Here is a 25532-nt window from a genome sequence, read left to right as displayed (position 1 = left end):
CAGATTCGACAAGCGCGGCTACGTCTACCTCGGCACCGTCACCGCAGCCGCACTCGTCATCTGGCTTCGCTCGTGATCGCCAGGACACTGCCTAGAACGATCAACGCACCATGCAGTCAGGCGACTCGTCGGACAGGCCCTAGGATGTCGCATCATGACGGAGACACGGGGAACAGGACCGGCCTGGACCGGTGAGCCGCTGGTGACCGCGACGACGCAGCCCGACTGGGCGGCCCTGGCGGAGCGTCATGAGCAGGAGTTCCGACGGCGCAAGCAGATCCGTGTGGTGGCGGCCGGCGTCGCGGCCACCGCGGCCATCGGCGGCATCATCGCCACCGTGGTTCAGATCTCCGGTTCCGAAGGCAACGCCGCACACCCCGCCGCCAGCGGAGTCAACCGGGTTGACGGCGCCCACAGCCCCTCGGTCGATGCCAATGCCAGCACGCCCGCCGCTCCGACTGAAGGAGCCTCACCCTCGGCCCAGGCGTCGGCCTCGGTCAGCGCCTCCGGCACTCCGAGCACCGCGGCCTCACGACCGGCCACTCCGACGGCGGCGGCCCCTGCGGCCCCGACGGCCCCGAGCCCGAGCGACAGCCCTGGCTCCAAGGGCCGGCCGACTCCACCGCCGGCAGCCGCCAACCCGTACAACGCCGGTCAGGTGTGCGGCAGCGGCTACAAGGTCGTCGACTCCCACGGTCTTGGTGGGGCGAGCGTGTATCTGCTCTTCAACGACGCCACCGGGAACAACTGCGTCGTCACGATCCCCGACCACCCGGGCGGCGCGGTCCCGATGAACGCGACCCTCGCCGTCCAGGGCGGAGCCTCGGCAGGCAACCCGGGCAGCTTCACCTACTACGCGGGCCCGGTCACCGAGCACGCCCCGAAGAACTGCGTCCGATGGGGCGGTTCGTACCAGGGCAACAACTGGAGCAGCGGCTGGAGCCACTGCGGCTGACCCGGCTGCGAGCCTCCCCTTCCGACTCTCGGCATCGGCAGCCGCGTTGACTCCACGACCCGTCACCTGAGCGCCCGAAGAAGACGCGCGTGCTGCGCCGCCACGAGGGTGGAGGCATGGTCGACGCCTGATCCCGCCGCCCTCCGGCGGCGTGCGCGCCGCTTCCCCAGCGAGCACCGTTTCACCGAGGTCGGCGCGAGCGGCGTCCGCCCCGGCAGCCACAGATCGCTGCCTCCGGGATCAGCGTGCGTACCGCTGAACGGTTCACCTGGATGCCGGCTTATCCAGTCAGTCGACCTACCGACGAAAGCGCCACCGGCTCTCGCCATCCATCTCACTCGTAAGCTACGCTCAGGTCATTCACCTATTACAAGCTGAGGGGGCGGCAGTGCGCGACGTCACGGTCGGCGAGCTCGTACGGATGTGGATCGACGGCTGGATCGTCTCGCGGGGCGCGTCCGATCCGATCGACGAACCGTGGGGCTGGACCATCGACATGGGGCAGGCCGCGCATGTGTCGCGGCATGTGCTGCCCGAGCCCCGCGAGGCCGACGTACGCAAGATCGTGGCCGACACGAGTGCGCCGGGTACGTGGCTGAAGCTGTTCGCGACGGACGACACCGTACGCCCGTGGCTCGGACCCGGCTGGCGGTTCGACCAGCCCGGGTTCCTGATGACCGTGCCGCTCGCACCCGAGCGGCCCGAGGTGCCGGCCGGCTACACCCTGACCAAGTGGACTCGGGGCGGCGTCACCCGTGTGCTGGTCCGCACCACCGAGGGGCACTTCGCCGCCCGCGGCCAGGTCGCCCCGACCGGCCGCACCGCCGTCGTCGACCAGATCGAGACCTCGCCGGGGCACCGGCGTCGAGGCCTCGGCAGTTTGGTGATGCGGACCTTGCAGGACACCGCCCACGCGGCCGGCGCTGCCACCGGCGTGCTGGTCGGCACCCCGGAGGGGCAGGCGCTCTACTCCACGCTGGGCTGGACCACCCACTCCCCCATGGCCAGCCTGTGGTTCGAGCCCTCCGAAACCGACTCCTGACGGACCGAGGCCCGACGGGGTCGACTCCCCGCCGCGGCCCGGCCGGCCCAACAGGCCCGGTACTGGCGGACTCTTCTGGTCGAGGGGCTGCCCGGCTGCGGGCGGGGCGGCCCTTTCGGCTGTGCGGCGTCCGGGGTGAGCCGCCAGTGCCGCCGTCATCCGAGCCTGACCGCGTCCCCAGGCTCGATCCGGCCCGGCCGCACCACCTGCGCGTATACCCCGGCGCACGGCAGCGCGGCCGTCCCCGGCATCGACTCGACCCGGTTCTCCCGGGCAACCATCCGCAACGCCTCGGGATCCGGCGGTAGTTCGCCGTGCGGCAGGGTCGGGACGGCACAGCGCGGGGTCAACGCGGTCCCCCGCAGCCGCAGCTCCGGTCCGACCAGCAACGTCGGGGCCGGTCACCGTCGACAGCTGCAGCTGGACGACGTGGACGGCACCGCAAGCGACGATGCCGGTGATGTCTGTCCGGTGCGCCGCCGAGTGGTCCGCGCTTTCGCGGTCCTGCTTGAAGGCGCCCAGGATTCCGGTGCCCGTGACATGTACCTCGATGTCTTCGGGCACGACGACGTACACGGTACTGATCCACGCGTTGACGCGGATGGTCGTCTCCGGACCGGCGAACCGGGCCTCACGGAGATCGATCCGCGCCGGCAGCGTCGGGCTTTTCACGCCAGGAGGAGCGACGCGGCGACGGGCGCGAGGTAGATGAGGGGGAAGGGGATGTGGGCGTAGGAGCGGGCGCGGATGATGGTGATGACGGCGCCCAGGAAGTAGAGGATCAGACCGAGGGCGGCAAGGTTGCCGATGACGGGGACGGCCAGTCCGATCAGCAGGCCCGCGGCCCCGGCGGCCTTGGCGGTACCGAGCCAGGGCCCCCAGGAGCGGGGGACGCCGTAGTCGGCGAGGGGCTTGACGACGAACTCGGCGCGGGTGAAGACGGCTCCGGCGGAGAAGCCGGCCATGACGGCGCCCAGAACGGTGACGACGACGTGTGCGGTGGACATGGTGGCAGGTGCTCCTCATCGGGCTCAGTTCGCCGCAACCGGTTCGGTACGGCCTCACTGGACTGACCCCGCCGCCCGCGCGAATGTGACAGGTCGGAGGGACGAATTTCCTGCTCGCCCGGAGCGCGGCGGAAGTCCGGTCAGACCTGCGAGGCGGATCGAGCCACCGCCTTGCCGAGGATCGGAACGAGGCTCAACGCCCTCGTCCGCGCCTTGGGGGGAACACCGCGCTGAGGATCGCCGCCACGGCGGCTCCGAAGAGCAAGCCGCCCCATGCCGGCGCCGCGGCCGTCCGGTGCGAGACCATGCCGCACGCGAAAAGCGCGAGACCTCCGCCCACGAGGAAGAACAGGCCGGCTCGAAGCGCGAACCACCATCTGGGGCGATCTGTACCAGAAGTCACGACGGGCATTATCACGCACATCCACAAGTCACCGAGGCCTCAGGGCCTCCGGATCCCGGCCGATGCCCCGTCCGCGGACAGGAACGCTCCGAGGTGCGGTTCCTCGGCCGTGACGTCCACCGCGACGGCGAAGGCCGTCCTGGCCCTCGGAGGCCGTAACTCGCCTTCTCCCACCGCGACATCAGCCCTGATCCGAACGCCGGGACCAGAGCGCCAGTCCCACCGCGGCGGCCGAACAGGCCACCGCCAGCGCCGCGATGATCCGCCCCCACCCGCTGGGGGCCACGGACGCGTAGGACGCGAGCAGTACGAGGGCGCTTGCGGTATGGGCCGCGGCGGGCACCCAGCGGCTGCGCAGCTGTCGCAGCCCCGCCGGACCGGCGGCCGCGTCCACGCACATCAGGTAGCCGAGCAGCAGCGCGGTCACGCAGGCCGCTGCCCAGATCGGCGGCGTGGACAGGGCGGACAGCAGGACGCAGCCGACCGCGAGCGCCGTGTTCCGGTGCCGGACGAGCTGCGCGCGTCGGGTGAAAGTGACCGCGACGGGCCGCCGTACGGTCGCCGGGCTCGCCCACCAGGCCGCCAGCGCGGCACCGGCCGGTACCAGTACTGCGGCGAGCGGGCCTTCGGGCAGAGCGACGGGTGCGCTGGCTGCCACGGCCAATGCCGTCCCGAGGCTGCGTGCGAGCCGGACCGCGGTCGGCTGGTCGGTCATCGGTTCCTTCCACGGATACGCGCGCGCTGCAGCGGTGCGAGCGCCAGGTCCAGACCTTCGCCGGGCCGCAGCCCGAGCACCGGGATTCCCCGGCTGCGCAGTGTGAACCGGACGGCCTCGCAGTTCGCGTGCCACAGCTGGAGGGCGAGGTCAGCGAGCGTGTCGTTCGGGTCGAGCTCGGGGTCGCCGGTCGGCACCTCGATGACCACCAATGGGTTGCCACGTTCCGTCAGGTCGTGCAGCACGTCCAGAATGCGCTGGTCGCCGAGCGGCGTCAGCACGTACACCAGGGCGTCGGCCGGGATCACCGGCCGGGGCAGGCGGGGGATGTCGGGGACGTGGTAGCCGAGGTCCCTGCGCACCTCCAGGACCGACTCCACGAGACGGTAGAACTGGGCTGCCCCGCTTCCCGGCTTCACCCAGTGGGTACTGCCGCCGACCGAGACCACGCCGACCCGGTCGTGGCTGCGCAGGTACGCGCGGGTGATCCCGGCGGCGGCGCGCAGCGTCTCGTCGAGGCTGGAGGTGCCGTCGGTCGGGTCGAGGAAGTCGCCGAACGCATCGATCAGGACGACGATGTCGGCGGTGCGCTCGGCCACGAACTGGTTGACCTGGACGGTGCCGCGCCTGCTGGTGGAGGGCCAGTGTATGCGCCGCTGACGTTCCCCCCAGACGTACGGACGCACCCCGGCCACCTCCACGCCCTCGCCGCTCTGCCCGGCGGTGTGCTCGCCGATCCGCTCGGGCAGCCGGACCTGAACGGGAGTGAGCGAGGACTGCGAGGGTGTCGGGAAGATCTGGACCTCGCCGAGGTCGACCCGGACGGTACGTCGGGTCAGCCCGCCGCGGTCATAAACATCCAGGTCCACCGCACCGAGTGACCAGCGGCCCCATCGACGGGCGGTGAGCCGGAGTTCGACCGTCGTACCGGTCGTCTCCAGGCTGCCGAGCTCGATGCCGGGCCCGGCGTAGACGCCCGGATCGACCCAGCCGACGACCCCGTCGAAGGAGAGCTCGATCCGGACGTCGATGGTGTCGTCCTCGAAGGCGCGGCGCCGTCCGATCTGGGCCCGGGCCTCGAGCCGGGCCGGGCGGCTTCGGCCCGCCGCGGCCAGGATCAGGAGTACGGCCGGACCTGCGGCGAGGGCCAGCAGCCAGGACCTCCCGGTGAGCAGTGCGAGGGCTCCGGCGACCGCCGACACCGTGGCCAGCCGCAGCGCCCGCTCGCTCGCCCGCCAGTGGGGCGGGGGTTCGGCGGGCAGAGCGGCGGGAGTGGAGGCCGGTGCGGGGCCCAGGGCCCGGACCACGCTGCGCCGGTCCGCCTGGTCACTCGGCGTGCCCTGCAGGGACCGGTCTCTCGGCGTGCCGTGCAGGGATCGGTCGATCTGTCCGGTCCGATGGGTGGCCCGCACGGAAGTCCGCTGAGCCGAGCCGCCTGGCCGAGCGGGCCTCACCGGTGAACAGCCAGGCCGGGGACCGTGTTCGGGGCGGCGACCCTCTCGGTCAGTTCGGCGATCACGTCGTCGGCGGCGATCTGGCGCACCCACAGTTCAGGGCGCAGCGTGACGCGGTGGGCGAGCGCGGGGACCGCCAGGCTCTTGATGTCCTCCGGGATCAAGTAGTCGCGGCCGTCCAGCACGGCGCGGGCACGGGCGAGCTGGATCAGCGCCAGGCCGCCGCGTGGAGAGGCTCCGACCTGGATCTGCGGGTGCGAGCGGGTGGCGTCGATCAATGCCACCACGTAGGAGACCAGGTCGTCGTCCACCTCGACCTGCTCCAGCGCGGCCCGCATGGCCAGCACCTCGGCGGGATCGGCGAGCGTCCGCAGCACCGTCTCGGGAGTGGCGCGGTCCAGCCTCGCGCGCAGCATCGCGGCCTCCTCGGCCACGGGCAGGTAGCCCATCCGCACCCGTAGCAGGAACCGGTCCAGCTGGGCCTCGGGGAGGGAGTAGGTGCCCTCGTACTCGATGGGGTTCGCGGTGGCGATCACCACGAACGGGTCCGGCAACGGCCGGGTGACGCCGTCGACCGACACCTGGGACTCGGCCATCGCCTCCAGCAGAGCGGCCTGGGTCTTGGGCGGGGTGCGGTTGATCTCGTCGGCCAGCAGGAGGTGGGTGAAGAGCGGGCCGGGCCGGAAGACCATCTCGCCGCTGCGCTGGTCGTAGAAGGGTGCGCCGGACACGTCGGAGGGAAGGAGGTCCGGCGTGAACTGGATCCGCCGGAAGTCCAGGCCCAGCGCCGTGGCGAAGGAGCGGGCCAGCAGGGTCTTGCCGAGACCGGGCAGGTCCTCGATGAGGACGTGGCCGCCTGCCAGCACGCCGGACATCACCAGTTCGAGCGTCTCGGCCTTGCCGACCACGGCGCGGCCGACCTCGTCGAGGATCCGTCGGGCACGCTCCCCCGCCTGGCGGGGAGTCAGGGCCGGGGTCGACGGCCCGGCGTCGGTCGGATGGGTGCTGCTCACTGCGCTCCTACGGTGCTGTTGTCGGTCAGAGGCTGGAGAGGCGGTTCACGGCGGCGCGGAGCACCGGCGCGGGGACGGGTTCGGATGTGACGGGGCACGCGGGGTCGATCAGCGGCCAGACCTCGGGACCGACCAGGGCGGCAGCGGCCTGGGGCCGGTCGTGGAGGGAGACGGCGTGCCGCTCGGCCAGCCGGGCCGCGTACAGCCACTGCAACCGCCGTCGGAGCACCTCAGCGCCGTCTCCCCGGCCTGTCAGTCCGTTCTCGACCACCCGGCGCCAGTCACCGAGGCCGGCCCGCTGCTCCTCGATCAGCCGCAGGGGGCCACGCAGCGCACTGTCCTGGGAGTGGAAGCCCGTCGTGTAGCGGGCGGTGACCAGGGCGACGGCAGTGATCACTGCGGCTCCGGCGGCAGCCGCGCGGAGCCCGCCGACCAGCGCGAGCGCCGTCTCGGCACCGCCGGCCGCCGTGCAGAGCGCCGCGAGAATCCGTGGGGTTCCCCGAGGAAGGGTCGGCCTCACCGGGCTCCCGCCCCCGCCCGGCACGCGGTACGGCGCTCCGTACGGCTTCTCGCCGTCCCCTGGCCCGTCCGGGAGTCGTGCTCGGCGAGTTGGGCCGCGATGGCGTCGAGCGCCGCTCGGGCCGATTCCAGTTGGCCCGAATCCAGCGGATGGCTGGAGTAGCGCGCCTCACGGAACAGCACGGTGAGCGCCAACGCGTGCGGACCGGCGAGGAGGCCCGTTGCTTCCGCCCGCTGCAGCAGATCGGCCGGGCTGTCCGAAGCCCTGCGGACGACTCCGGAGTCGGTCAGCGACGTCTCCATGGCGGCGTAGCAGGCGATCACCGCAGCGCGGACGTCGGCGCCGTGCAGGGCTCGGCGGCCCTCGTCGACGGCATCGGCGAGGGCGAGGCCGGTGAGTGGCTCGGTGTTGCCGAGGTCCAACGACTCCGGCTCGCGGCGGCGGTGGCCGAACCGCCGCCACAGCAGCACGGCGCCGACCACGACCGCGAGCACCACGAGCACCACGAGCAACACGCCGACCACGGCCAGCAGTTGGCTCAGGTCGAACCGGCTGGCGGACCGCCCGTCGGGCGCCGGCCCGACCGTCTGCGAGGACCCCTGCGACGGCTCCGTGACGGGACCCGGCTGTGCTCCGGGCCCGATCACCATCGGCTTGTCGTCCCGCTCGGCGGGCGGAGCCGGGAGCCACATCAGTGTGATCGGTACGATGACCGCCGCGAGCGGGAGGAGCACCGTCCCGGCCGAGGCCAGGCGCCACGCCACCGGGCTCGCGGTGTCCGTCCCGCGGGTGGAGGTCCGGTGGTGGACTGTCAGCACACCACCGCCGACCGCGCAACCCAGGGACAGCAGCAGGACTGTCGCCCGGTGCCCGGCGAGCGGCCCCGGCCCGGGCGCGGGCCCCTGACCGGAAGCGGATTGCAGTGCCAGTGCTGCCAGCACCAGCGCACCCGTGACCAGCGCCGCCACCACCAGCCGTGGCCATGCCCACCGAGCCGGTATTCGGCCCGTACCTGTGCTCATGCCGCTCTGTTCCCCCGTTGTGCCGGCACGGCACTCACCACCGAACCGGTCGTCAAGGGGAGTCTCGCACAACGATCGAATATCTGTCAGCGCCCTAGCGATCCTGGCTGACTGGACATCACATAACTACGAGCGGCCGGGCATACGGACCGGGAGGACGGGGGCCACGGGTTCGACAGAATGTCGAGTATCGCCGTCGTTCAGCAGCGCATACATCAGCATGTCGCACCACTCGTCCCCCACCTGCCGCCACCCTCGCAGCAGCCCCTCGCGTCGGAACCCCGCGCGCTCGGCGGTGCGCACGGAAGCCGTGTTCCACGGCTCCACATACAGCTCGAGCCGAGGGATCCGCAGTTCGCGGAGGGCCCAGCAGGTCACTGCGCCGAGCGCGGCCGCGGCAGCACCCTGACCACGCGCCGACTTGACGACCCAGTAGCCCAACGACGCACGGCCCTGCACCGAGTCCTTGAGCATCAGCCCCACGTAGCCGACCGGCCGACCGTGCGAGTTCACGATGACGAACGGATATGCGGTCCTCGCGGTCACGCGGCCCCACTGCCGTTCGACGAACGCGACACCCGCCGGCTCGGAGTAGGGCGAGGGCACAGTGGTGATCAAGGGGATGTAATCGTCCTCCGACGCCTCCCGGACGAGCCGAAGGTCCGAAAGGTGCCACGGCCGAAGCGTGAACCCTCCATCAACGGTGAGTTCAGGCATGTCAGGCGGCAGTTCCATCCGCCCATCGTGCCGTGGTGCAAGACCGGTTGCACTCGGATTTCGCACAGGGAACCGCGCCCCGCTCCGGCCGCTCGGGTTGACCGGGCGGACGACCTCGCGGCGGTCGCCGGCGATGTTCCTCCTCGACACCGGCCTCCCGTTCGCCGACGCGGCTACACCGGCCCCGCTGCGCGAGGCGTTCGACACACTGCTGGACACGCTCGGCAACCTCGCGGGAGACGCCGAACCGGCGCTGTTCGTCGAGGTCTTCTGGTCGGCCCTGCACGGCCTGGTCTCGCTCACCAGCTCGGGCCGGCTTCCCCGGCGGGAGGCGTCGCGGCGGCTCGAGGTCCTGGTGGACCGGTTCGCGGGAACGGGACACTGACGGGCGGTCACCGCTGCGGAAGGGCCGATCGGGTGAACCCGGCTCGCCCAACACCGGCTCGGCCACTTGCGCCCGCCCGGCAGCGCGTAGCACACCGCACTCGCGTACGAGAGTACGGCGATGTGGCCGGCGGGACCAAGTCCCTTACCGTGGCGGCGAGTCCAGGTCGTGCCGATCGCAGTCGGCACTCGCCGTGGTACCGTCCCCGCGGAGGCTCAACAGTGCCTGCCCCGGACGAGATGTGCGCCGTACCCGGCCTGCCAAGACGACGCACTGAGGAGACGTCGTGGACGCGGGCACGTTCTGGGTCGATCTCGCCGGCACGGCTCCCGAGCCCCGTGCGCTGGACGTCCGGTGGATCCACGGGTCGCCGTCAGCCAAACACAACACCGACCCGGACATCCAGGTCCACGCCTACGACCGGCACACGTACATCCTGCGGCAGAACATGGCGGTCGACTACGAGGCGCCGTTCCTGTTCCTGCTGTTCGGGAACGCCCAAGCGGTCCTGATCGACACCGGAGCCACCGCTTCCGCGGAGTTCTTCCCCTTGCGCCGGGTGATCGATGAACTCGTCGACGGGTGGCTCGCCCGGCACCCACGGGAGCGGTACCACCTGCTGGTCCTGCACACCCACCCGCACGGCGACCACATCGCGGGTGACCCCCAGTTCAGCGACCGCCCCGACACCACGGTGGTGGGAGCGGACCTGGCCACCACCCGGAAGTACTTCGGGTTCGACGAGGACCCTGACGCCGTGGCACAAGTCGACTTGGGTGGACGGGTGTTGGAGTGCCTGGCCACCCCGGGTCACCACGAGGCTGCGGTCACGTTCTACGACCCGTGGACCGGATTCCTGCTCACTGGCGACACGGTCTACCCGGGCCGGCTCTACATCCAGGACTGGCCCGCCTTCGCCCGCAGCATCGACCGGCTGATCGAGTTCTCCGACCGCCGGCCGGTCACTCACGTGCTGGGCTGCCACATCGAGATGACCAGGCAGCCGGGTGTGGACTACCCGATCCGCACCACCTTCCAGCCCGACGAGCCCCCGCTTCAGCTGACCACCGGCCACCTGCACGACATCCGCGCGGCGATCCGGGAGGTCGGCGACGATCGGCCCAGCCGACGCGCCTTCCCCGACTTCGTCCTCTGCCCCTCCGACCCGCCGCGCGACTGACCGGGACTTCCTGCGGGCCACCGCGCGGGTCCAGGGCCCGACGCCTCGTGAGGCGGTGGCGCCCCAGGACGGCATACCGGCAGACCGGTCTCAGGACGGGTGGCGCCGGTCCTCCACCGTCCAGCCGTCTCCGAGCTCACGGCGCAGGGTCTCCAGCGCGCCGTCCGCCTGCCGGTCGAACTGCTCGCGCTGCTCCTCGGACCACGGAGACGGACCCCCGGGGTCGTCCCAGTCGAGAGACGACTGATACCGCTCGCAGAGGCCCTCCAGTCGGATCCGGGTGTCAGGAGTGATCGGGAGGAGGTCCAGCTCGCAGGGCGAGCCGTACGGGCCGTCAAGGTCGGGAGCGCCGGACGGACCTGGCCACAACGGGGTGTGCGGCACGCCGCATTCGAAGAAGAACCGCAGATGGTAGGGCATGCTGCACTCTCTCACGACAGCATGCCGAGGCTGAGCCCGGTCGGCCGCCCGGCCGTCTCGGTCTCGGGGACACTGCGGCAACACGGGCCTCGGGCGGGCAGCGGGCGAAGGCCTCCACACACACCGACGTGCCGGGATCCGTCGGGAAGACGGGCCGGCAGGCTCAACGCGCTCACCGCGTACGGCATCCCCGGGACTCGGTCGACAGCGAGAAGCTCAGCGACCGCACCGGCGGCACGGCCGGCGAGTGGCACGGTGGTACGAGAGCGCGGCAGCGCCAAGCCCCAGGCCCCACAGCCAGTACGCGGGCATCGCCACCCACAGGAAGGACAGCGGCAGGGCACCCGGATGCGGCTTCGGATGCATCGTGTCGCCGACCAACTGCCCGATACCGACCCCGAAGTAGACCAGAAGCCCGGCCGAGATACCGGACGCCGGTGCCAGCACGAGCCATCGGGGTACACGATGCCGGGCGACCAGCGGCACCCAGCGTGGGAGCACCCGGCCCCAGCGATGGACCAGGGACAGCGGGAGTACCGTCCCCACCAGCAGGAAGCCCGCTTCGAACACGGCCAGCGACACCGCTTCCGCCGACGTCAGCTTCCCCGGGGCGCCCCAGCCCAGACCGTACTGCGCGGCGATCCGAAGGCAGCAGGCCGCGACCGCGCCGTAGGCCGCCCACCAGGCCCAACGCGGCGGAACCGCCGACGGGTTGGGGATCGAGGGCTCCCCGGTTCGGCCGCACTGCGGGCAGCCACCCCACAGACGGCGCCGGTGCGAGAGCGCGGCAACCGACAGCAGGACGGCCACCGTGAGGCACGCCGCCCTGCTCAGCGCGCCCGGCAGGTCGTGCGGGATGTGCAGACCGGGGATCAGCCGACCGATCACGTCCAGGAGCAGCAGCGGGCAGGACACCAGCAGCGCGGCGCTCACCCCACAGGCCGCCACCACCAGCGGTCGGCGCGGCCGGGTCGCCATCCGCAGCAGCCCTGCGATCACGGCGGCCGCAGCGCACAGCACGACGACACCCCACCGGGGAAGGACCAGCAGGTCCGTACCGAAACGCCCGAAGGACGGCGCACCATTGAGCAACCAGTGGGCCTGCCACAGTCCGTAGCAGATCGCCGCCGCCGGCGCGGCGGCCGCGGCCCACCGAAGTCGGCCCGGAAGGACTGCCGGACCGTGCTCTGCGGCAAGTGGCCCCGGTGCTGCCACGAAGCCGTCCAGCCTGCGTTCCCGTTCGTCTTCAGCCATGGCACCAACTCTGAAGTCGTGGATCCCGCAGGGGCATCGACGGCACGGAGGATGCCCGTCCCCCACGCGAGGGACGGGGTGACGGCCGCACGGAGGATGTCCGCGACCGGTCCGCCGGCCGCTGGATCGTGGCCGTTCAATGATCCCCCTTCCCTCGCGGTTGTGCTTCGACGTCCGCGACGGGGACGTCGCCTGCCTCTCCCCGTTCGTACGGCATCACGTCTACCTGCCCGGCCGTCACTCGGTCCAACTCCCCGATCTTCCCGGAGGGTTTCGCGCGATCGTATCGGGCAGCATCGCCGATCTGGAGCCAGCAGCCCTGGGCACCTCAGCCTGCTCATTGACATCGAGGTGGGTGGCCGTTCGGTCGATGCGGCCGCCGTGCCTGGAAACGCCTCCGCCGATCAACAGCGGCTCCAGCGCTCGGACCTGAGGCGCGAATGGCCTCCGACCTGAGACGATGGGACTTCCCGCGGTTCGAGGTCCATGATCGAGAGAACATCCGCAAGATGCGATCTTGTCATGCGGCCGCGACGGTCCGCGCGGCAGAGATTCGGACACCACCGGACGTCGACGCGCAGTCCAAGCCAGTGCTTGGGTCGTTCCCAGCAAACCTCGGCGCGCGACCCGGGCAGTGACCAGGCCGCCCGACAGCGCCCGCCCCGCACCCTTCCCGGACGGACCCGGCGCCGCGCCTGCCGTCTGGCCGGACGTCAGTGGCGCGTGTACGGCGCCACCAGCGCGGCCGAGGCGAACGCCCGGCGTTCGATCTCCTTGAGCGTCTGGGCCGGTGGCGTACTGCTGTCAGAGGAGGACGGCACCGGTTCGCGCAGTGCGTACAGGGTCAGCCGGTATCTGTGGGTGGTACCAGGGGGTGGGCAGGGCCCGGTGTAGGTGGTCTCGCCGAAGTCGTTGAGGGCCTCCCGGGCCCCCGGGACGAGGCGGTGGGCGGTGATCCCACGGGTGCCGGCCGGGATCCCGAGCTGCAACCAGTGGATCTTCTGCACGTCCAGGTCGACCATGGTGAGGGCGAGTTCGGCCGTCCCGGCCGGCACGTTGGCGAACTCCAGACCTGGCGAGTAGTCCTTCGGATCGTCGCAGGTCATGAGCGGGATGAACGCACCGGACTGGTCGAAGCCCTGCCCCCGGGTGAGGGTGAACGGGCCGGTGGAGGCAGCGGCCGTCAGCGTGGTCGCCGCGGTGGATGCCCGTGCGTCAGGCACGGGTCCGGACGCGCTGGAGGCGCAGGCAGCACACCCCAGCAGTACCCCCGCAACCACGGCACACGCTCGGATTCGGCTCCCTCGAACTCGCACGGAACCACTCTAGGTGCCCACTCCAGGACGATCGGTCATCGACGCCCCTGTGCGCTGACGAGAGCCATCAACGACAGTCGCCGGCGAGAGCCGTCGCAGGATGCCGCTCATCATCTCGGCCGCCGACCGTCACGGGCTTGAACGCCCACATCGATCGGCACCACCAACGCCCATCGTCAGCCGCCTCGCCAGATGTTGTCGAAGGCCGCCTTCTCAATGGATCGCCGCTGCCGTACGGCCTCCAGCTCCACCAACGCGCCATTGACCTCGGCGAGCACGTTCTCCACCGCGTCGTCCTCCACCGCGCCGCCGGCCACACTCGGCGCGTCTCCGATCCCCTTGTCAGGGATCCCCACGGCCGCCCCCAGGGCGGCGAGCACTGGCTCGTTCGTGGCCCAGCGGTCCCCCGCCAGACGGCGGTCAAGCGAATCCACCAGCACCGGCGGACCGGTCCGCAGAGGTATCCAGTGCCAATGTTGCCGCGTGAGTTGCCCCTCCACCTCGAAGGCGTCCAGGTAGGCCGCAGCCAGGCCACGGCCTCTGCGCCACAGCCAGTCGCCGATCGACTCGTACGGCGATTCCCGGACGAGCGACGCCGCGGCCTGGTCCAGCAGGCGATCGGTGATGGCCGTCCGGTGGCCGGGCACGACCTGATCGCCGTCCAGCGTGGCGGCCCCGACAGCCAGGAGGTCGATCAACTCGGCTCCCGCCAGCGCAAGCGACAGCTCGCTTCGCTCCACAGGGCGACTGGACTCCACCTCCATGGCAGTGATCATCAAGTCCCGGGATGTGGTCATGGCAGGCTCCACGTCACTGGCACCGGCAAGCGGTGCGGCGTCGGCTCGTCCGGCACCCGCATGATGCCCGACTGCAAGGTCACCTGCCGCGATCGGTAAATGCAGGGGCGAGTGGCTTCGCGTGCCGGGCGGCACTCGGACCGCCGACGAGTACTCCCACGTACGAGCCTAAGTGGTCGGCTCCGGAAGTCCTTCGGGGGGGTGATCAGGCTGGCTGGGCGGCGGAGGATTCTTCCTGGTGATCGGTGGTGTGCCGGTCGAGTCTGGCCAGCAGATCGTCCAGGTCGGAGGTGGTGAACCTCCACTGGAACGGCTGTGCCGTGGCGTTGTAGCGGTCTTCGAGGTCTCGGAGCCGGTCCTTGACCTGGGTCAGGCTGGTGAAGTCGTTTGTCTTCTTGTCCGCGCCGATGACGTATTCGTCCGCGCCGATCGGCTCGCCGTCGCAGCTGCGGGCGTAGAGGTCCAGGACGCGGGCCGCTTTGGGGTGGAAGTCGGGGTCGGTGATGAAGATCCAGGAACGGTGCTGCCAGGGTTTGATCGCGTCCTGGTCGAGCCAGCGGCGCACGGTGGAGGCCGACACCGACGCGGCGATGCCCCGCGACATCGCCGCGCGGGCCAGTTCCGGGCACGACCAGCGCGACAGCGGCGCGCCGGTCTCGGCGGGAAGCCGGCAGGCCAACGCTTTGACCTGCACGGCCTGCAGGGGTGTGAAGACGGGGGGCCGGCCAGTGCGCTGACGGTCGAGCGGGCCGCGCAGACCCAGGTCGGCGAACCGGCCTCGCCATATGCGCACCGTGACGACGTGCACTCCCGCCTCGACGGCAATACGCGCGTTGGACCTGCTCCGAGCCGCCAGGAGCACGATCCGCGCCCGCACCCGGTCCCGGTGCTCGGTCCTGTGACCGTAGGCGGCCTTCTTCCGTCGATGCCGCTCGGCGGCGGTCAGGACTATCGGGCGCGCGGTGGCAACAGGCAAGGCAGGCAGGCCGATCGGCAGAAGTAGATCAGGGCAGCCACAGCCTGCCGCAGCCGCTGGCCCTCTAAGGAGCGAGGACGGCCGAGCGCTCGTCGTCCAGGGGCCGGGCCACCGGGTCGCGGGCTGATGGCGGCCTGGTCTGCGGCCTGTTCACGCCGGCGCCGCGCTTCGGTTCGATCGGCTCGGCCCGGTCCCCCTGCCCCGGCCGAGGGCCGGTCCGGGGCTGGAGCAGGGTGCGATCAGGCGGCCAGCCGATCCCCGAGTTCGCTGCGTAGGTACAGAACCGTGTGTCCGTGGCGAGCCCGGGTGACCAGCCCGGCGCGATGCAGGACGCCCAGGTGCTGACTGACGGTGCCGGGGCTGAGCCCGAGGCGGCCGGCCAGGTCGGAAGTGCCGCACGGCTCGGCGAGGTGGGCGAGGATGCGGGCGCGCGTACGGCCCAGGAGGTCCGCCAGGGCGGGCGGCGGGGCGGTGGTACCGGCGTGCCACACGGTGGCGCGGCCACGGGCCGGGTACCAGATCCTGGGCGGCAGGGTCGGATCGACGAGCGTGACGGCGTGGCCGCAGAACAGGGACGGCGTGAAGGTCACTCCGCGGCCCTCCACGGCGATGTCGTGGTGTTCACCGGGCCACGCGTCCATGACCAGAGCGCCGTCCTGCCACCCCAAGCCCGCATCGATACCGCGGAACAGCGCCGCGGCACCGTCATCGGTCAACTGTCGGGCGCGGTACAGGATGTCGGCGCGCAGCACGGCCTGTATGCGTGGCCAGTGCGGAGCGATCATGCCGTTCGCGGAGGGCTCCTTCGACGCGGCCATGGCAATCATGACCGTCCACCACTGGCCCGACCTGCGGCGCGGGCTCAGCGAGTTGCGCCGAGTCGCCCGCAGGCAGGTCGTCTTCACCTGGGACCCGGTCCACCGGCCGCAGTTGTGGCTACTCGAGGAGTACCTGCCGGAGATCCGCGAGCTGGAGCACGCCCGGTTCACCCCGCTGCCCGAGGTCGCCGACGCGCTCGATGCGCACACCGTGCTGCCCTTTCCCATCCCGCACGACTTCACCGACGGCTTCCAGATCGCCTACTGGCGCCGCCCCGAGTTCTACCTCGACCCGGTCGTCCGGCAGGCCAGCTCCACCTTCGCGCAACTGCCGCCCTCCGTCGTGGAGCCGGCCATCGCCCGGCTACGCGCCGATCTCGACTCCGGCGCCTGGCATCGCCGCCACGCCGACCTGCTTGGCCGGCAAAGCGTGGACTACGGGTACCGGCTGCTCATCGCAGATGGGTAACCGACCGTTAAGGAGAGACAACTCGCCCCTGCGACGACGGCATGCCGGTTCCGCCGCCGGTACCGCGCCGGAGGATCCGCCCTCCTCCGCAGGTCTTCCCAGGCCATCAACGTCCGCGTCACGGCGAAGCCGAGGGAAGCGGTCGGTGCCGGCACCGAAACCGCCCGCCCGCCCGCTCACCAGGGCAGTGGCCGCCCGTCGCGGAAGAACCCTCCGGAGGGCCCGGAGTCGGGGAGGACGGCCGCCCAGACCACACTTGCGGCACCCCGCTCGACGGGACCACCGCCCGGTCCGCCCATGTCGGTGGCGACCCAGCCCGGGCAGACGGAGTTGACCAGGACGCCGTCCGGGCGCAGTTCGGCGGCGAGTTTGCGGGTGAGGGCGTTGAGTGCGGCCTTGGAGATCCCGTAGGCGGGTGTCCCGCCGGACATCTCGGCCAGCGAGCCGGATTCGCTGGAGACGTTGACGATGCGGGGGTGGGCGGAGCGCCGCAGCAGCGGGAGGAAGGCCTCGACGGCTCGCCATGCCCCGAAGAGGTTGGTCTCCAGCGTGCGCCGCGCTTCGTCCAGGTCGACGTCGACGGTGCGCGCCTCGGTGTCGTAGTTGATGGCCGCGTTGTTGACCAGTACGTCGAGGCGGCCGAACTCCGCTTCGACGGAGGCCGCCAGGCGGTGGACGAGGTCGGGATCGGTGACATCCAACCGGCGCGGCAGGACGGTGCCCGGCAGGCCGGAGATGCGGTCGGCGGCCGTCTGCGCGTCCTCGATGCGGCGTGCGCACAGCAGCACCGTGTGGCCGAGATCGGCGAGTTGCCGCGCGGTCTCCTGTCCGATTCCGCGGTTGGCACCGGTGACCAGCGAGATCGGTGCGAGAGGATCCATTGTCCATTCCTTCTGATCGGTGGCCCGGTCGGTGGTTCAGGCGGTGGTTCAGTCGGCAGGTCAGCCCGCTACGCTGAGGACGCTCTTGCCGTGGATGGCGCCCTCACGCAGCCGCCGGACTGCGGCCTCCAGTCTGTCAGGCCGGGCTGACCATGACGCAGTACACCGTGCTGCTGACCCTCTCCCGTGAGGGCGGCATGTCCGCCGCCCAGACGGCGCGCGCCTGCGGGGTGACCCAGCAGAGCATCGCCAGCGTCCTGACCAACCTGGAGGCCAAGGGGCTCATCCGGCGCGAACCGTCCCCGGTACACGCCAAGGTGCAGATCGCCTCGCCGACCGATGAGGGGCAGGCGGCGCTGGACCGCGCCTACCAGGAGGTGATCATCCTGGAGCGCTCGCTCACCGCCGCATTCACACCCGCCGAGCACGCCTCCCTCGGTGAGCTCCTGGAACGTACGACGGCCGTCCTCGTCGAGCAGACGCCCGGAACTCACACCCGCCGAACAGGCCCCGGTACGGCAGGCGATCGAGACCCGACCGCCGATCCCGTCATGCCCTCCGATCGCTCTCCCGCCGAGCTGTCCCCCGCCGAGCGCTGCTCCACCGGTCGGCGGAGGACCGCTCGGCAGGGTGACGCCTGAGTACAAGTACTCAGGCGCCGGGACGACTTCGCGTGGAGACTGGCGGACGGCTCGTCAAGATTCAGCAGAAGAGGAAGAGTTAGTGGGAGCTCTGTGGTCACCGCCCGACCAACCACACCGGTCCACACCGCGCAGGTCCGCATCCGGGAAGCGGCCGATGTCGTGCCTGGAGATGATCGGCTGCGCGCTCGCAGTCGTCCTGGCGCTCGGTGGGCTGCTGGTCCTCGGGGTGCTGGTGCTGCTCTGGACCGGCTCGATCCGGTTGTTTCCGAACAAGTGATGAGGGTGACGGATGACCTCCCGACCGACAGCTGCCCGTATCCGTGTGCTGATCGCACTCAGCCGCCCAGCCGTTGCTCTGCTCTTCACCCTCTACGCCGCACTCGGCCTCGCCCAAGCCGGCCACGCGGAGGACCGGCTGCTGCTGGCCGAGTGCCTCGTACCGGTCATGGCCTTCCTCCTCTGCTCGGTCTGTGTCAACGACCTCTCCGACCAGGCCATCGACCGGGTCAACCTTCCCGGTGACCGGAGCCGGCCACTGGTCACCGCCGCCGCCGGAAGCCGGGATCTCGTCGTCATGGCCGTGGTGTCCGCCGCGGTCGCACTCGGGGCGGCCTTCGTGCTCGGGCCCCGGCCCGGGCTGCTGATACTCGCGGCCCTCGCGGTGAGCGCCGGGTACTCGCTGCGCCCGGTCCGCCTCGCCGACCGGGGAGCCGTCGCGGCCCTGGTGCTTCCGGCCTGCTACGTCGCACTGCCGTACCTGCTCGCCCTCACCGCCACCCGCACCGCCCTCCAGGCGCGCGATCTGCTGATGCTCCTCGGGCTCTACACGGGCTTCATCGGCCGGATCCTACTCAAGGACTTCCGCGATGTGCGCGGAGACACCCTTTTCGGCAAGCGGACCTTCCTGGTCAGGCACGGACGACGCGCGACCTGCCTCTTCAGCGCCTGTTGCTGGACGGTGGGCAGTTGCGTCATCCTGGCCGCGACTCCTCGGCCCACGCTGGTCCTCGGCTGCTCCTATGCCCTGTGCCTCGCCGCGGCATTGGTGATCCTCCGCGCGCTGGCGGGCGAGGTCGGGCACCGGCGGGAGGAGGCGCTCATCGCCGGCGCGGCGGCGATCGGCCGGGGGATGCTGATCCTGCAGTTGGCGCACCTGGCGATGGATCAGGCCGGTTGGGGTGCACTCGCGCGGTCGACGGGCGTGGGCGCGCTGCTGGTACTCGTACTCGCTCAGACCATCAGCGTGGTGCGGCACGGCCCGGCAACCGATCTCACCATCGCCGCCCTGCAGACGGAGACAACTCCGTCACCTGACGGGCACGGCCGGCCGAAGGCCGACCGCCCCGCGGCGAGAGCCTGACTGCCTGCGCCCGTCTGCCTGCGCCGGTACCGAGCAGTCGGGCGGCCGGGGCGTGGTCCGGCGGTCTACCGAAGTCCACCTGCCACCACTGCTGAGGACGTGTCCCCGGCAACGGCCCTCGACCTCGAGGGTCTTGCGACTGACACCCGGGGGCATCGGGACAGCGGGCCGTGCCGTCCCGATGCCCCCGTCAGAGCACCGAGTACAGCCCCCCGCCCACCGCCGGCCCAGCTTGCGGCAGGGCCCGAATCACAGCCGGCCAGGACCTCAGGCGGACTCGGCCGCTTCCCTCCTCGCCCGGGACCGGCCCAACGACCACGATCCCACCCCCACCAGCACCGCCGTCCCCAACGCGTACGCCGGCAGCCACCGAGTCGTCGTGAACGCCAGGCAGTCGTTGACGGCTTGCCGGCTCTGGAAGTTCCGCGCGTACGCCATGTCAGCACCGTCTCCACCGGGCGGATTGCCGAGGGCGACCTGCTCCCGCATGTCCTCGTACCTGCCCAGCTCGACGCACCCGCTGCGGGTGCCCGGCATCGGAAAGAGCCACTTCCAGCGCTGCAGCGCCGGGGCCAGCGCGATAGCCACGCACAGGCCGACGACCAGCGAGTACGCCGCCACACTCCGTACGTAGGCGGACCGTAGACCAGGTGTCCAGGCCGGTAGACGGCCGAAGGAGAGGATCACCGCGAGAAGCGTCACTCCGAGGTAGGCGGAGAACCATTCCCACGACCCCTCGGCGAGTGAGGCCGTCAGTACGGCGGCGAGCGCGATGCCGAGAACCCCGGCCTGACCACCGGTACCTCGACTCGCTCCGCCTGCCACGGTGCCCGGGATGCCTTGATGGCTGTGGTCGTCCACGCTCTCTCCTGCCTGTCTCCGGGCCATCAGTGTCCGGCCACAGAACACCACGCCCGCTTGCACCATGCCGGTCCACCTCGCGGCCTCGCCCGGTTGGCGGGGACCCGGCATCCGTCTCCCGGCACCACCTCACCGAGCGGCAGCACCGGCAGCAACAGCCACCGACACCGCACCACATCCGGGTTGCCGTGATCACCCGCGGTCCTGATCCACTTTCGCAACAGCCCTGAGGTCCTGGACGCGGCCGAAGCGCTCCTGGGCGGCGAGGACGGCGTCGCCGTGGGCGCCGGCCCATGCGCCGAGGGCGCGGATCGGCTCGAAACGTGACCATGGCCCCATGCTGTCTCACAGTCCGCTCCGCCGAATCATGCACGAGGTCCAACTCGGCTCCCCCGCACGGGGGATGGAAGCCTTCGGCCTCCGGACAGCCGCCGACACCCGACTGCCCGCACGCCAACCGAGTCCAAGGGATCGCCTGAGGACCGGAGGGCGTCGAGGCGGGCTGGCTGCGGCTGGAGGAGCTGCTGGCCCTGGCGGCCGAGGTGACACGGCGCGCCGTGTGAAGCGATTCCGTACGGCTGCCGCCTGCACGCACCGCCGGTGTCACCGCCGCCAGGCGCTATGACATCCCCAGATAGGCGTCAAGCGCGGCCGCGCCCGCCAGCATCGCCAGGCCCCGCGCCGTCAGCCGGTCGCGCCACTCCCGCAGTGTCGCCTGGAGCGGTTCCGGTCCGCCGGCCGCCCGCACCCGCTCCAGTACCCGCGCGATCTGCTCCAGCCCGTGTCCGCCCCGCCGCAGCTGGTGGGCCAGCAGCACGTCGCGCACGTCGGCGGAGGTGTAGACGCGGTAACCGGTGCGCGGGTCGCGCCGGGGCACGATCAACCCGACGCGCTCCCATTTGCGCAACGTCGCGGGCCGGATGCCGAGCCTTTGCGCCAACGGCCCGATGTACGTCACGCCCGGCCCCGGCTCACACGGCGGCGCCAGGTCGCGCAGCGCCCCTGCGACGGCCTCCAGCGTGGACCGGTCGTCGGCCAGCTGTGCGTGGCTCTCGTCGATCAGCGGCAGCGCCTCCTCGGCCGCGCCTCCGTTCACCGCCCGCATGATTGCCCCGGCGGTCGCGTGGCCGTGCGCGGGGACCAGAGCAAGGAACGCCCGCAACGCCGCCGCGTGGCGCGGAGCGTAGAGGCGGTAGCCGTGCGGCGAGCGCTCGGCCGGCGGCAGGATCCCCGCCTCCTCGTAGTTGCGCACCGCCTGCGTGGACAGGCCGTGCTCGCGCGCCAGATCGATGGGCCGCAATGGCATTTTGAAGCTTTTTCCTCGTCAACAGCCGGAAATACCAGGAAAGTTTACACCGAAGGTTCAACGATACAGTTGAAGTCATGACAGCCTCGATCCGGGACGCCGCCCGTGCCTTCAGCGGCGGCGCCCTTACCGCGCTCCTGTCCCCAGCCACTCGCCTGCTCGGCCTCGGCGAACCCACCCACGGCGTCGAAGCCTTCCCGGAGCTGCGCAACGAGCTCTTCCGTCACCTGGTCGAACACCGGGGCTACCGGTCGATCGCCATTGAGAGCGACTGCCTGTCGGCCCTGGCCGCCGACGCGTACGTCGCCGATGGCATCGGGACCCTCGACGGGGCGATGAGCCGCGGCTTCAGCCCCGACTTCGGCGCCTCACCCGCCAACCGCGAACTCCTGTGCTGGATGCGCGCCCACAACGAGCGGCGCCCTCCACACGATCGGCTCCGCTTCTACGGCTTCGACGGCCCGCTGGAGATGACCGGCGCCGCCAGCCCCCGCCCGGCCCTGACCGCGCTGCACGACTACCTCGCCGCCCACCTCGACCCGGTCTGGAGTCATGAGACCCTCGACGACCTGCTCGGCCCCGACGAGCGCTGGACCAACCCGGCCGCCCTCATGGACCCCGCCCAGTCCGTCGGCCGCACCTCCGAGGCCTGCGAACTCCGCCTGATCGCCGACGACCTGCGCGCGCTGCTGACCTCGCACGCCCCGCACCTGACCGCCGTCACCTCCCCCGACGACTTCTGGCGCGCCGAACTGCACGCCCGTACCGCCGCCGGACTCCTGCGCTACCACGACGGCCTGGCCAACACCGCGCCCACCCGCGTCAGTACGCTCATGTCCCTGCGCGACGCGATGATGGCCGACAACCTCGACGCCATCGTCCGCCGCGAGGCCCGTCGCGGCCCCACCCTAGCGTTCGCCCACAATCGCCACCTGCAGCGCGACACGAGCCGGGTGCAGTTCGCCGGCCTGCCGCTCCAGTGGTGGAGCGCGGGCGCCGTCATCGGCACGCACCTCGGCGACCAGTACGCCTTCGCCGCCACCACCTTCGGCACCCGCGGCTCCGACGTCCCCCACCCCGACACCCTCGAAGGGCTCCTGTCGACCCTCCCCCACACCCGCGCCGTCATCGATCCCTGCCACCTCGCCACGGCCCTCGACCGGAAGCCGACACCCCGTGTCCCGGCCGACCACACCTACTTCTCCCTCGACCCGGCCACCACCGATCAGATCGACGCCATCATCTTCGTCAAGGAGATCTGAGCCGCCACGGTGGCAACGCGGGCACCGGGCCCGGTCGGCCGGGCGAGGACGACGTCGCCGGCCCGTTGCGCGCGAAGCAGCAGCCCCAGCCGCTCCGATCCCGGGTCCCCCGAATGGGTGTAGAGCACGCCACTCCGCGACCTGAGGCGCAGCGGACCGGTCGCGTCCGGGCTCGCCCGGGACGACGACATGCCGTGTCCAGCGCGTGAAGGTAGCATGCGCATCCGGAGTACCCGACGACCGCGAGGTCGGAGTTGCGGCATGGGCCGGGTACCCGCACTCTTTACCTGGCAAGCGACTTGATGACGCAGAGAGGCGGTCAGGTTGCAGGAGCATTCGAGCCCGGTCAGCCTCCCCGATCCTTGGTGTGGGTGACGTGCGCCGCCTCACGGGCCGGTATCCCGGTGAGTCCGGTTGCGACTATTCAACGAACTTTCCCAGTACCGGAATCAGGCAGACGGGAACTCGATTCACGCGTCCCCGTCGAACTCCGGAGCAGGTGTACCGGAGCGTACTTCCTTCCAGCACGCGATGCGGACTCCCCGCTCGATCCGCGGTGTCCGCTGACCGTCTGGTCCGCAGTGGCCCAAGCGGTCGAAGTGGTCGGCGTGTACGGCCACCGGTTTGCCACCGCCCGCCACCAGCGACAAGGAGCCACAGGCCATGGGTGGAAAGCAGAAGACACTCGCCGTACTGATCGGGACCGCGCTGGCAGCCGGACTCACCAGCCCGGCCTTCGGGTCCACCGCCGCTCAGTCGCCAAGCCCGCGCGCCACCGCCCCGGGGTCCGGGATGTCGGTCGTGGAGTGGAACCGCGAGCTCATCACCATCCTGAGCGATCCGAAGGCGCAACCGTCCACCGTCCACCCCACGCGCAGCTTCGCACTCCTCCAGGCCGCCGAGTACGACGCGGTGGTGTCGATCACCCGGGCCGACCCACCCTACCTGTTCTCGGTGTCGGCGCCGCAGGGCGCCCGTGCTGACGCCGCGGCGGACCAGGCGGCCCACGATGTGCTGGTCGCCCTGTACCCGGCCAAGCGCGCTGACGTGGACCAGCGGCTGAACAGCCAGTTGTCCGCCATTCCCAATGACTCCGGCAAGCAGGCGGGCATCCGCGTGGGAGCCGCGGTCGCCGGCCGGCTGATCAGCCTGCGGTCCGATGACGGGTCCTCGGCCAAGCCGCTGCCGTTCAGCGCCGGCACCATGGCCGGTGACTACCGGCCCGCGCCGACCGACTTCCCCACACCGGTGTTCACCAACTGGGGCTCGGTCAAGCCGTTCGTGCTGACCAGCGGAAGCCAGTTCCGCCCCGCAGCGCCGCCGGCCGTGAGCACCTCCGAATACGCGACCGCCTTGGCCGAGGTCAAGAGCCTTGGGAGCAAGACCAGTACGACACGCACACCCGATCAGACCGCGGCCGGTGGGTTCTGGGCGGCCGCACCCGTGTGGAACGTCTGGAACCAGGTCGCACAGGGCCTCGTCACCTCCGAGAACGCAAGCCTTGAGAAGGCGGTGAAGGTCTTCGCCCACCTCGACCTGTCCCTCGCCGACACCGCGATCGCGATGTACGACGCCAAGTACGCCTACCGGGTGTGGCGGCCCGTGACCGCCATCCGGCTCGGTGGTACGCACTACAACCCGAACGTCGTCGGTGACCCCAACTGGACTCCCCTGCTGCCGACCGCCCCGGATCCGTCCTACCCCGGCGCCCACGGCGCTCTCAGCCAAGCGGCGGCAACGACGCTCACCGGGATCTACGGTGCCCAGCACCGGCTCGCGGTGACGTCGAAGGGTGTCACCCGGACCTTCGCCGGCTTCCAGGACGCCGCCACCGAAGCATGGCTCAGCCGGGTCTGGACCGGTCAGCACACCTCCATCGACAACCGCGCGGGCCAGCAACTCGGCACGCAGGTGGCTGATTTCGTGGCTCACCACCTCTGACCGCCCGAACCCGCGGCGCCAACGCGCCGCGGGTTCGGTGGCCAGGAGCCGGCCGTACCGGACGCATTCGGTAGGCCGGCTGCTGCCGCGCTCGGAGCGCGACCGGGCCGCCGGGGCGACCGGATAGGTATCCGTCCCGTGGTCCGGCCGACCGGTGCCCTCATGATGACGGACCTTGACGCCATCCGTGTCCTGCTCGGCCACGAGATCGGCGACCTGCCGATACCGAACCCGAAGATCAGACGACCCGGATGGCAGGCGGACCGCTGCGCAGCAGGCACCAGTCGGACCGGGTGCCGTGTCGACTCAGTCCGCTTGAGTGGCCGTCAGGCCCCAGCGTACGGTCTGGTCGGAGGCGGCGACGCCGACGTAGAAGTCGCGCCCCTGCTCACCTGTCAGCACCACCGACCCCACGGCCGTGGCGCCGACCGGGCAGTTGACCCGGAAGGAGACCGGCGTCCTGTCGCCGAAGTGCGGCGACACGGTGACGAGGACCGAGCCACCCCCCTGGCAGCCGACCGTCACGGTGAACGGCCGCTCCGGGCTCGCACCGCCCGTCACGGCACCGCCGTCACCGATCCATTCGGGGATCCAGATCAGCCCGTCCGGCCCCGGGTAGGGCAGGATCTGCCCGGTACCCTGCTCCGCCGCAGCCGGCCCCGCAAGCGCCAGCAGCACCCCCAGCGCGCCCGCCACCCCGGCCAGCGCCTGCTTCTTCGTTCCCTTCACAACGATCCCCACTCTGACGGTCCGTCCGGAACGGGCACATGCGCTGCCGCACGGCTCGTCCGTATGCCGGTCCTTGGCACACGGA

Annotated in this window: 28 protein-coding genes and 1 riboswitch; of the genes, 10 read left to right on the top strand and 18 right to left on the bottom strand. The window is 71.2% G+C overall.

All coding sequences use genetic code 11. The features are described from left to right. Positions 1-154: 154 nt before the first annotated feature. Together ACWDAK_RS33205 and ACWDAK_RS33200 are read left to right on the top strand one after the other, a co-directional pair. The gene (locus tag ACWDAK_RS33205; RefSeq protein WP_427395622.1) at positions 155-955 is read left to right on the top strand and encodes a hypothetical protein; all 801 of its coding nucleotides are present in this window, start codon (positions 155-157) and stop codon (positions 953-955) included. Between the two features lie 388 nt (positions 956-1343). Next, on the top strand, positions 1344-1997 hold the full coding sequence (locus tag ACWDAK_RS33200) for a GNAT family N-acetyltransferase (RefSeq protein WP_427395621.1): 654 nt from the start codon (positions 1344-1346) through the stop codon (positions 1995-1997). A gap of 155 nt (positions 1998-2152) precedes the next feature. Here ACWDAK_RS33200 and ACWDAK_RS33195 read toward each other — a convergent pair whose 3' ends face one another. The 8 genes from ACWDAK_RS33195 to ACWDAK_RS33160 form a co-directional block, all read right to left on the bottom strand. Further along, a complete protein-coding gene (locus ACWDAK_RS33195; RefSeq protein WP_427395620.1) occupies positions 2153-2386 on the bottom strand; it encodes an MOSC domain-containing protein in 234 nt (77 codons plus the stop codon). A gap of 279 nt (positions 2387-2665) precedes the next feature. Beyond that, entirely contained in the window at positions 2666-3004 is a 339-nt protein-coding gene (locus ACWDAK_RS33190) for a DoxX family protein (RefSeq protein WP_344638895.1), read from the bottom strand. A 584-nt stretch (positions 3005-3588) separates the two neighbouring features. Then, on the bottom strand, positions 3589-4122 hold the full coding sequence (locus ACWDAK_RS33185) for a hypothetical protein (RefSeq protein WP_427395619.1): 534 nt from the start codon (positions 4120-4122) through the stop codon (positions 3589-3591). After that, a complete protein-coding gene (locus ACWDAK_RS33180) occupies positions 4119-5534 on the bottom strand; it encodes a DUF58 domain-containing protein (RefSeq protein WP_427395618.1) in 1416 nt (471 codons plus the stop codon). Before ACWDAK_RS33180 ends, ACWDAK_RS33185 begins: the two co-directional genes overlap by 4 nt. A gap of 38 nt (positions 5535-5572) precedes the next feature. Then, positions 5573-6589, bottom strand: coding sequence for an AAA family ATPase (locus ACWDAK_RS33175; RefSeq protein WP_344638898.1), 1017 nt, complete (start codon positions 6587-6589; stop codon positions 5573-5575). Positions 6590-6614: 25 nt separating this feature from the next. After that, positions 6615-7109 carry a hypothetical protein gene (locus tag ACWDAK_RS33170; RefSeq protein ID WP_427395617.1) on the bottom strand — a complete coding sequence of 165 codons (495 nt, stop codon included), beginning with the start codon at positions 7107-7109 and terminating at the stop codon, positions 6615-6617. Next, positions 7106-8131: a DUF4129 domain-containing protein gene (locus ACWDAK_RS33165; protein WP_427395616.1), complete on the bottom strand. Its 1026-nt coding sequence runs from the start codon at positions 8129-8131 to the stop codon at positions 7106-7108. Before ACWDAK_RS33165 ends, ACWDAK_RS33170 begins: the two co-directional genes overlap by 4 nt. A gap of 126 nt (positions 8132-8257) precedes the next feature. Further along, on the bottom strand, positions 8258-8866 hold the full coding sequence (locus ACWDAK_RS33160) for a GNAT family N-acetyltransferase (RefSeq protein WP_427395615.1): 609 nt from the start codon (positions 8864-8866) through the stop codon (positions 8258-8260). Positions 8867-8981: 115 nt separating this feature from the next. On the opposite strand from ACWDAK_RS33160, the gene ACWDAK_RS33155 reads away from it, so the two are divergent. Further along, positions 8982-9233: a TetR-like C-terminal domain-containing protein gene (locus ACWDAK_RS33155; protein WP_344638902.1), complete on the top strand. Its 252-nt coding sequence runs from the start codon at positions 8982-8984 to the stop codon at positions 9231-9233. Between the two features lie 207 nt (positions 9234-9440). Next, positions 9441-9508: riboswitch (guanidine-III (ykkC-III) riboswitch) on the top strand. Between the two features lie 11 nt (positions 9509-9519). Beyond that, a complete protein-coding gene (locus tag ACWDAK_RS33150) occupies positions 9520-10413 on the top strand; it encodes an MBL fold metallo-hydrolase (RefSeq protein ID WP_344638903.1) in 894 nt (297 codons plus the stop codon). A 90-nt stretch (positions 10414-10503) separates the two neighbouring features. Here the strand turns inward: ACWDAK_RS33150 and ACWDAK_RS33145 are convergent, their stop codons facing one another. From ACWDAK_RS33145 to ACWDAK_RS33120, 6 genes are all read right to left on the bottom strand, one after another. Continuing rightward, positions 10504-10833 carry a hypothetical protein gene (locus ACWDAK_RS33145; protein WP_427395614.1) on the bottom strand — a complete coding sequence of 110 codons (330 nt, stop codon included), beginning with the start codon at positions 10831-10833 and terminating at the stop codon, positions 10504-10506. A 216-nt stretch (positions 10834-11049) separates the two neighbouring features. Further along, positions 11050-12087 carry a hypothetical protein gene (locus tag ACWDAK_RS33140; RefSeq protein ID WP_427395613.1) on the bottom strand — a complete coding sequence of 346 codons (1038 nt, stop codon included), beginning with the start codon at positions 12085-12087 and terminating at the stop codon, positions 11050-11052. 713 nt (positions 12088-12800) lie between these two features. After that, positions 12801-13310 (bottom strand): YbhB/YbcL family Raf kinase inhibitor-like protein, encoded by a 510-nt coding sequence (locus ACWDAK_RS33135; RefSeq protein ID WP_344638906.1) that lies wholly within the window; start codon positions 13308-13310, stop codon positions 12801-12803. Positions 13311-13579: 269 nt separating this feature from the next. After that, a complete protein-coding gene (locus tag ACWDAK_RS33130; protein WP_344638907.1) occupies positions 13580-14200 on the bottom strand; it encodes a GOLPH3/VPS74 family protein in 621 nt (206 codons plus the stop codon). 205 nt (positions 14201-14405) lie between these two features. Next, the gene (locus ACWDAK_RS33125) at positions 14406-15176 is read right to left on the bottom strand and encodes a helix-turn-helix domain-containing protein (protein WP_344638908.1); all 771 of its coding nucleotides are present in this window, start codon (positions 15174-15176) and stop codon (positions 14406-14408) included. Positions 15177-15415: 239 nt separating this feature from the next. Further along, positions 15416-15994: an ArsR/SmtB family transcription factor gene (locus ACWDAK_RS33120; RefSeq protein WP_427395612.1), complete on the bottom strand. Its 579-nt coding sequence runs from the start codon at positions 15992-15994 to the stop codon at positions 15416-15418. Between ACWDAK_RS33120 and ACWDAK_RS33115 the strand changes: the two genes are divergently transcribed. Beyond that, on the top strand, positions 15912-16463 hold the full coding sequence (locus ACWDAK_RS33115) for a class I SAM-dependent methyltransferase (protein WP_427395611.1): 552 nt from the start codon (positions 15912-15914) through the stop codon (positions 16461-16463). The genes ACWDAK_RS33120 and ACWDAK_RS33115 overlap by 83 nt on opposite strands. 176 nt (positions 16464-16639) lie before the next feature. On the opposite strand, the gene ACWDAK_RS33110 is transcribed toward ACWDAK_RS33115, so the two are convergent. Then, positions 16640-17344: an SDR family oxidoreductase gene (locus ACWDAK_RS33110; protein WP_344638911.1), complete on the bottom strand. Its 705-nt coding sequence runs from the start codon at positions 17342-17344 to the stop codon at positions 16640-16642. 152 nt (positions 17345-17496) lie between these two features. On the opposite strand from ACWDAK_RS33110, the gene ACWDAK_RS33105 reads away from it, so the two are divergent. From ACWDAK_RS33105 to ACWDAK_RS33095, 3 genes are all read left to right on the top strand, one after another. After that, complete coding sequence (locus tag ACWDAK_RS33105; protein ID WP_427395610.1) at positions 17497-17985, top strand: MarR family winged helix-turn-helix transcriptional regulator; 489 nt, start codon at positions 17497-17499, stop codon at positions 17983-17985. A 157-nt stretch (positions 17986-18142) separates the two neighbouring features. Then, entirely contained in the window at positions 18143-18265 is a 123-nt protein-coding gene (locus ACWDAK_RS33100; protein WP_344638913.1) for a hypothetical protein, read from the top strand. A gap of 12 nt (positions 18266-18277) precedes the next feature. After that, positions 18278-19348 carry a UbiA family prenyltransferase gene (locus ACWDAK_RS33095; protein ID WP_344638914.1) on the top strand — a complete coding sequence of 357 codons (1071 nt, stop codon included), beginning with the start codon at positions 18278-18280 and terminating at the stop codon, positions 19346-19348. A gap of 267 nt (positions 19349-19615) precedes the next feature. Here the strand turns inward: ACWDAK_RS33095 and ACWDAK_RS33090 are convergent, their stop codons facing one another. Both ACWDAK_RS33090 and ACWDAK_RS33085 read right to left on the bottom strand, forming a co-directional pair. After that, entirely contained in the window at positions 19616-20209 is a 594-nt protein-coding gene (locus ACWDAK_RS33090; protein ID WP_344638915.1) for a hypothetical protein, read from the bottom strand. 619 nt (positions 20210-20828) lie between these two features. Continuing rightward, entirely contained in the window at positions 20829-21515 is a 687-nt protein-coding gene (locus tag ACWDAK_RS33085; protein WP_344638917.1) for a MerR family transcriptional regulator, read from the bottom strand. Between the two features lie 77 nt (positions 21516-21592). Between ACWDAK_RS33085 and ACWDAK_RS33080 the strand changes: the two genes are divergently transcribed. Together ACWDAK_RS33080 and ACWDAK_RS33075 are read left to right on the top strand one after the other, a co-directional pair. Next, entirely contained in the window at positions 21593-22777 is a 1185-nt protein-coding gene (locus tag ACWDAK_RS33080) for an erythromycin esterase family protein (RefSeq protein WP_344638918.1), read from the top strand. A gap of 663 nt (positions 22778-23440) precedes the next feature. Beyond that, complete coding sequence (locus tag ACWDAK_RS33075; protein WP_427395608.1) at positions 23441-24718, top strand: vanadium-dependent haloperoxidase; 1278 nt, start codon at positions 23441-23443, stop codon at positions 24716-24718. 306 nt (positions 24719-25024) lie between these two features. Here ACWDAK_RS33075 and ACWDAK_RS33070 read toward each other — a convergent pair whose 3' ends face one another. Next, on the bottom strand, positions 25025-25447 hold the full coding sequence (locus tag ACWDAK_RS33070) for a hypothetical protein (protein WP_344638920.1): 423 nt from the start codon (positions 25445-25447) through the stop codon (positions 25025-25027). Positions 25448-25532 lie beyond the last annotated feature (85 nt).

Source organism: Kitasatospora sp. NPDC001175 (assembly GCF_053598215.1).
Note: the sequence above shows the minus strand (reverse complement) of the source record. Positions and strands in the feature narration are given on the sequence as shown.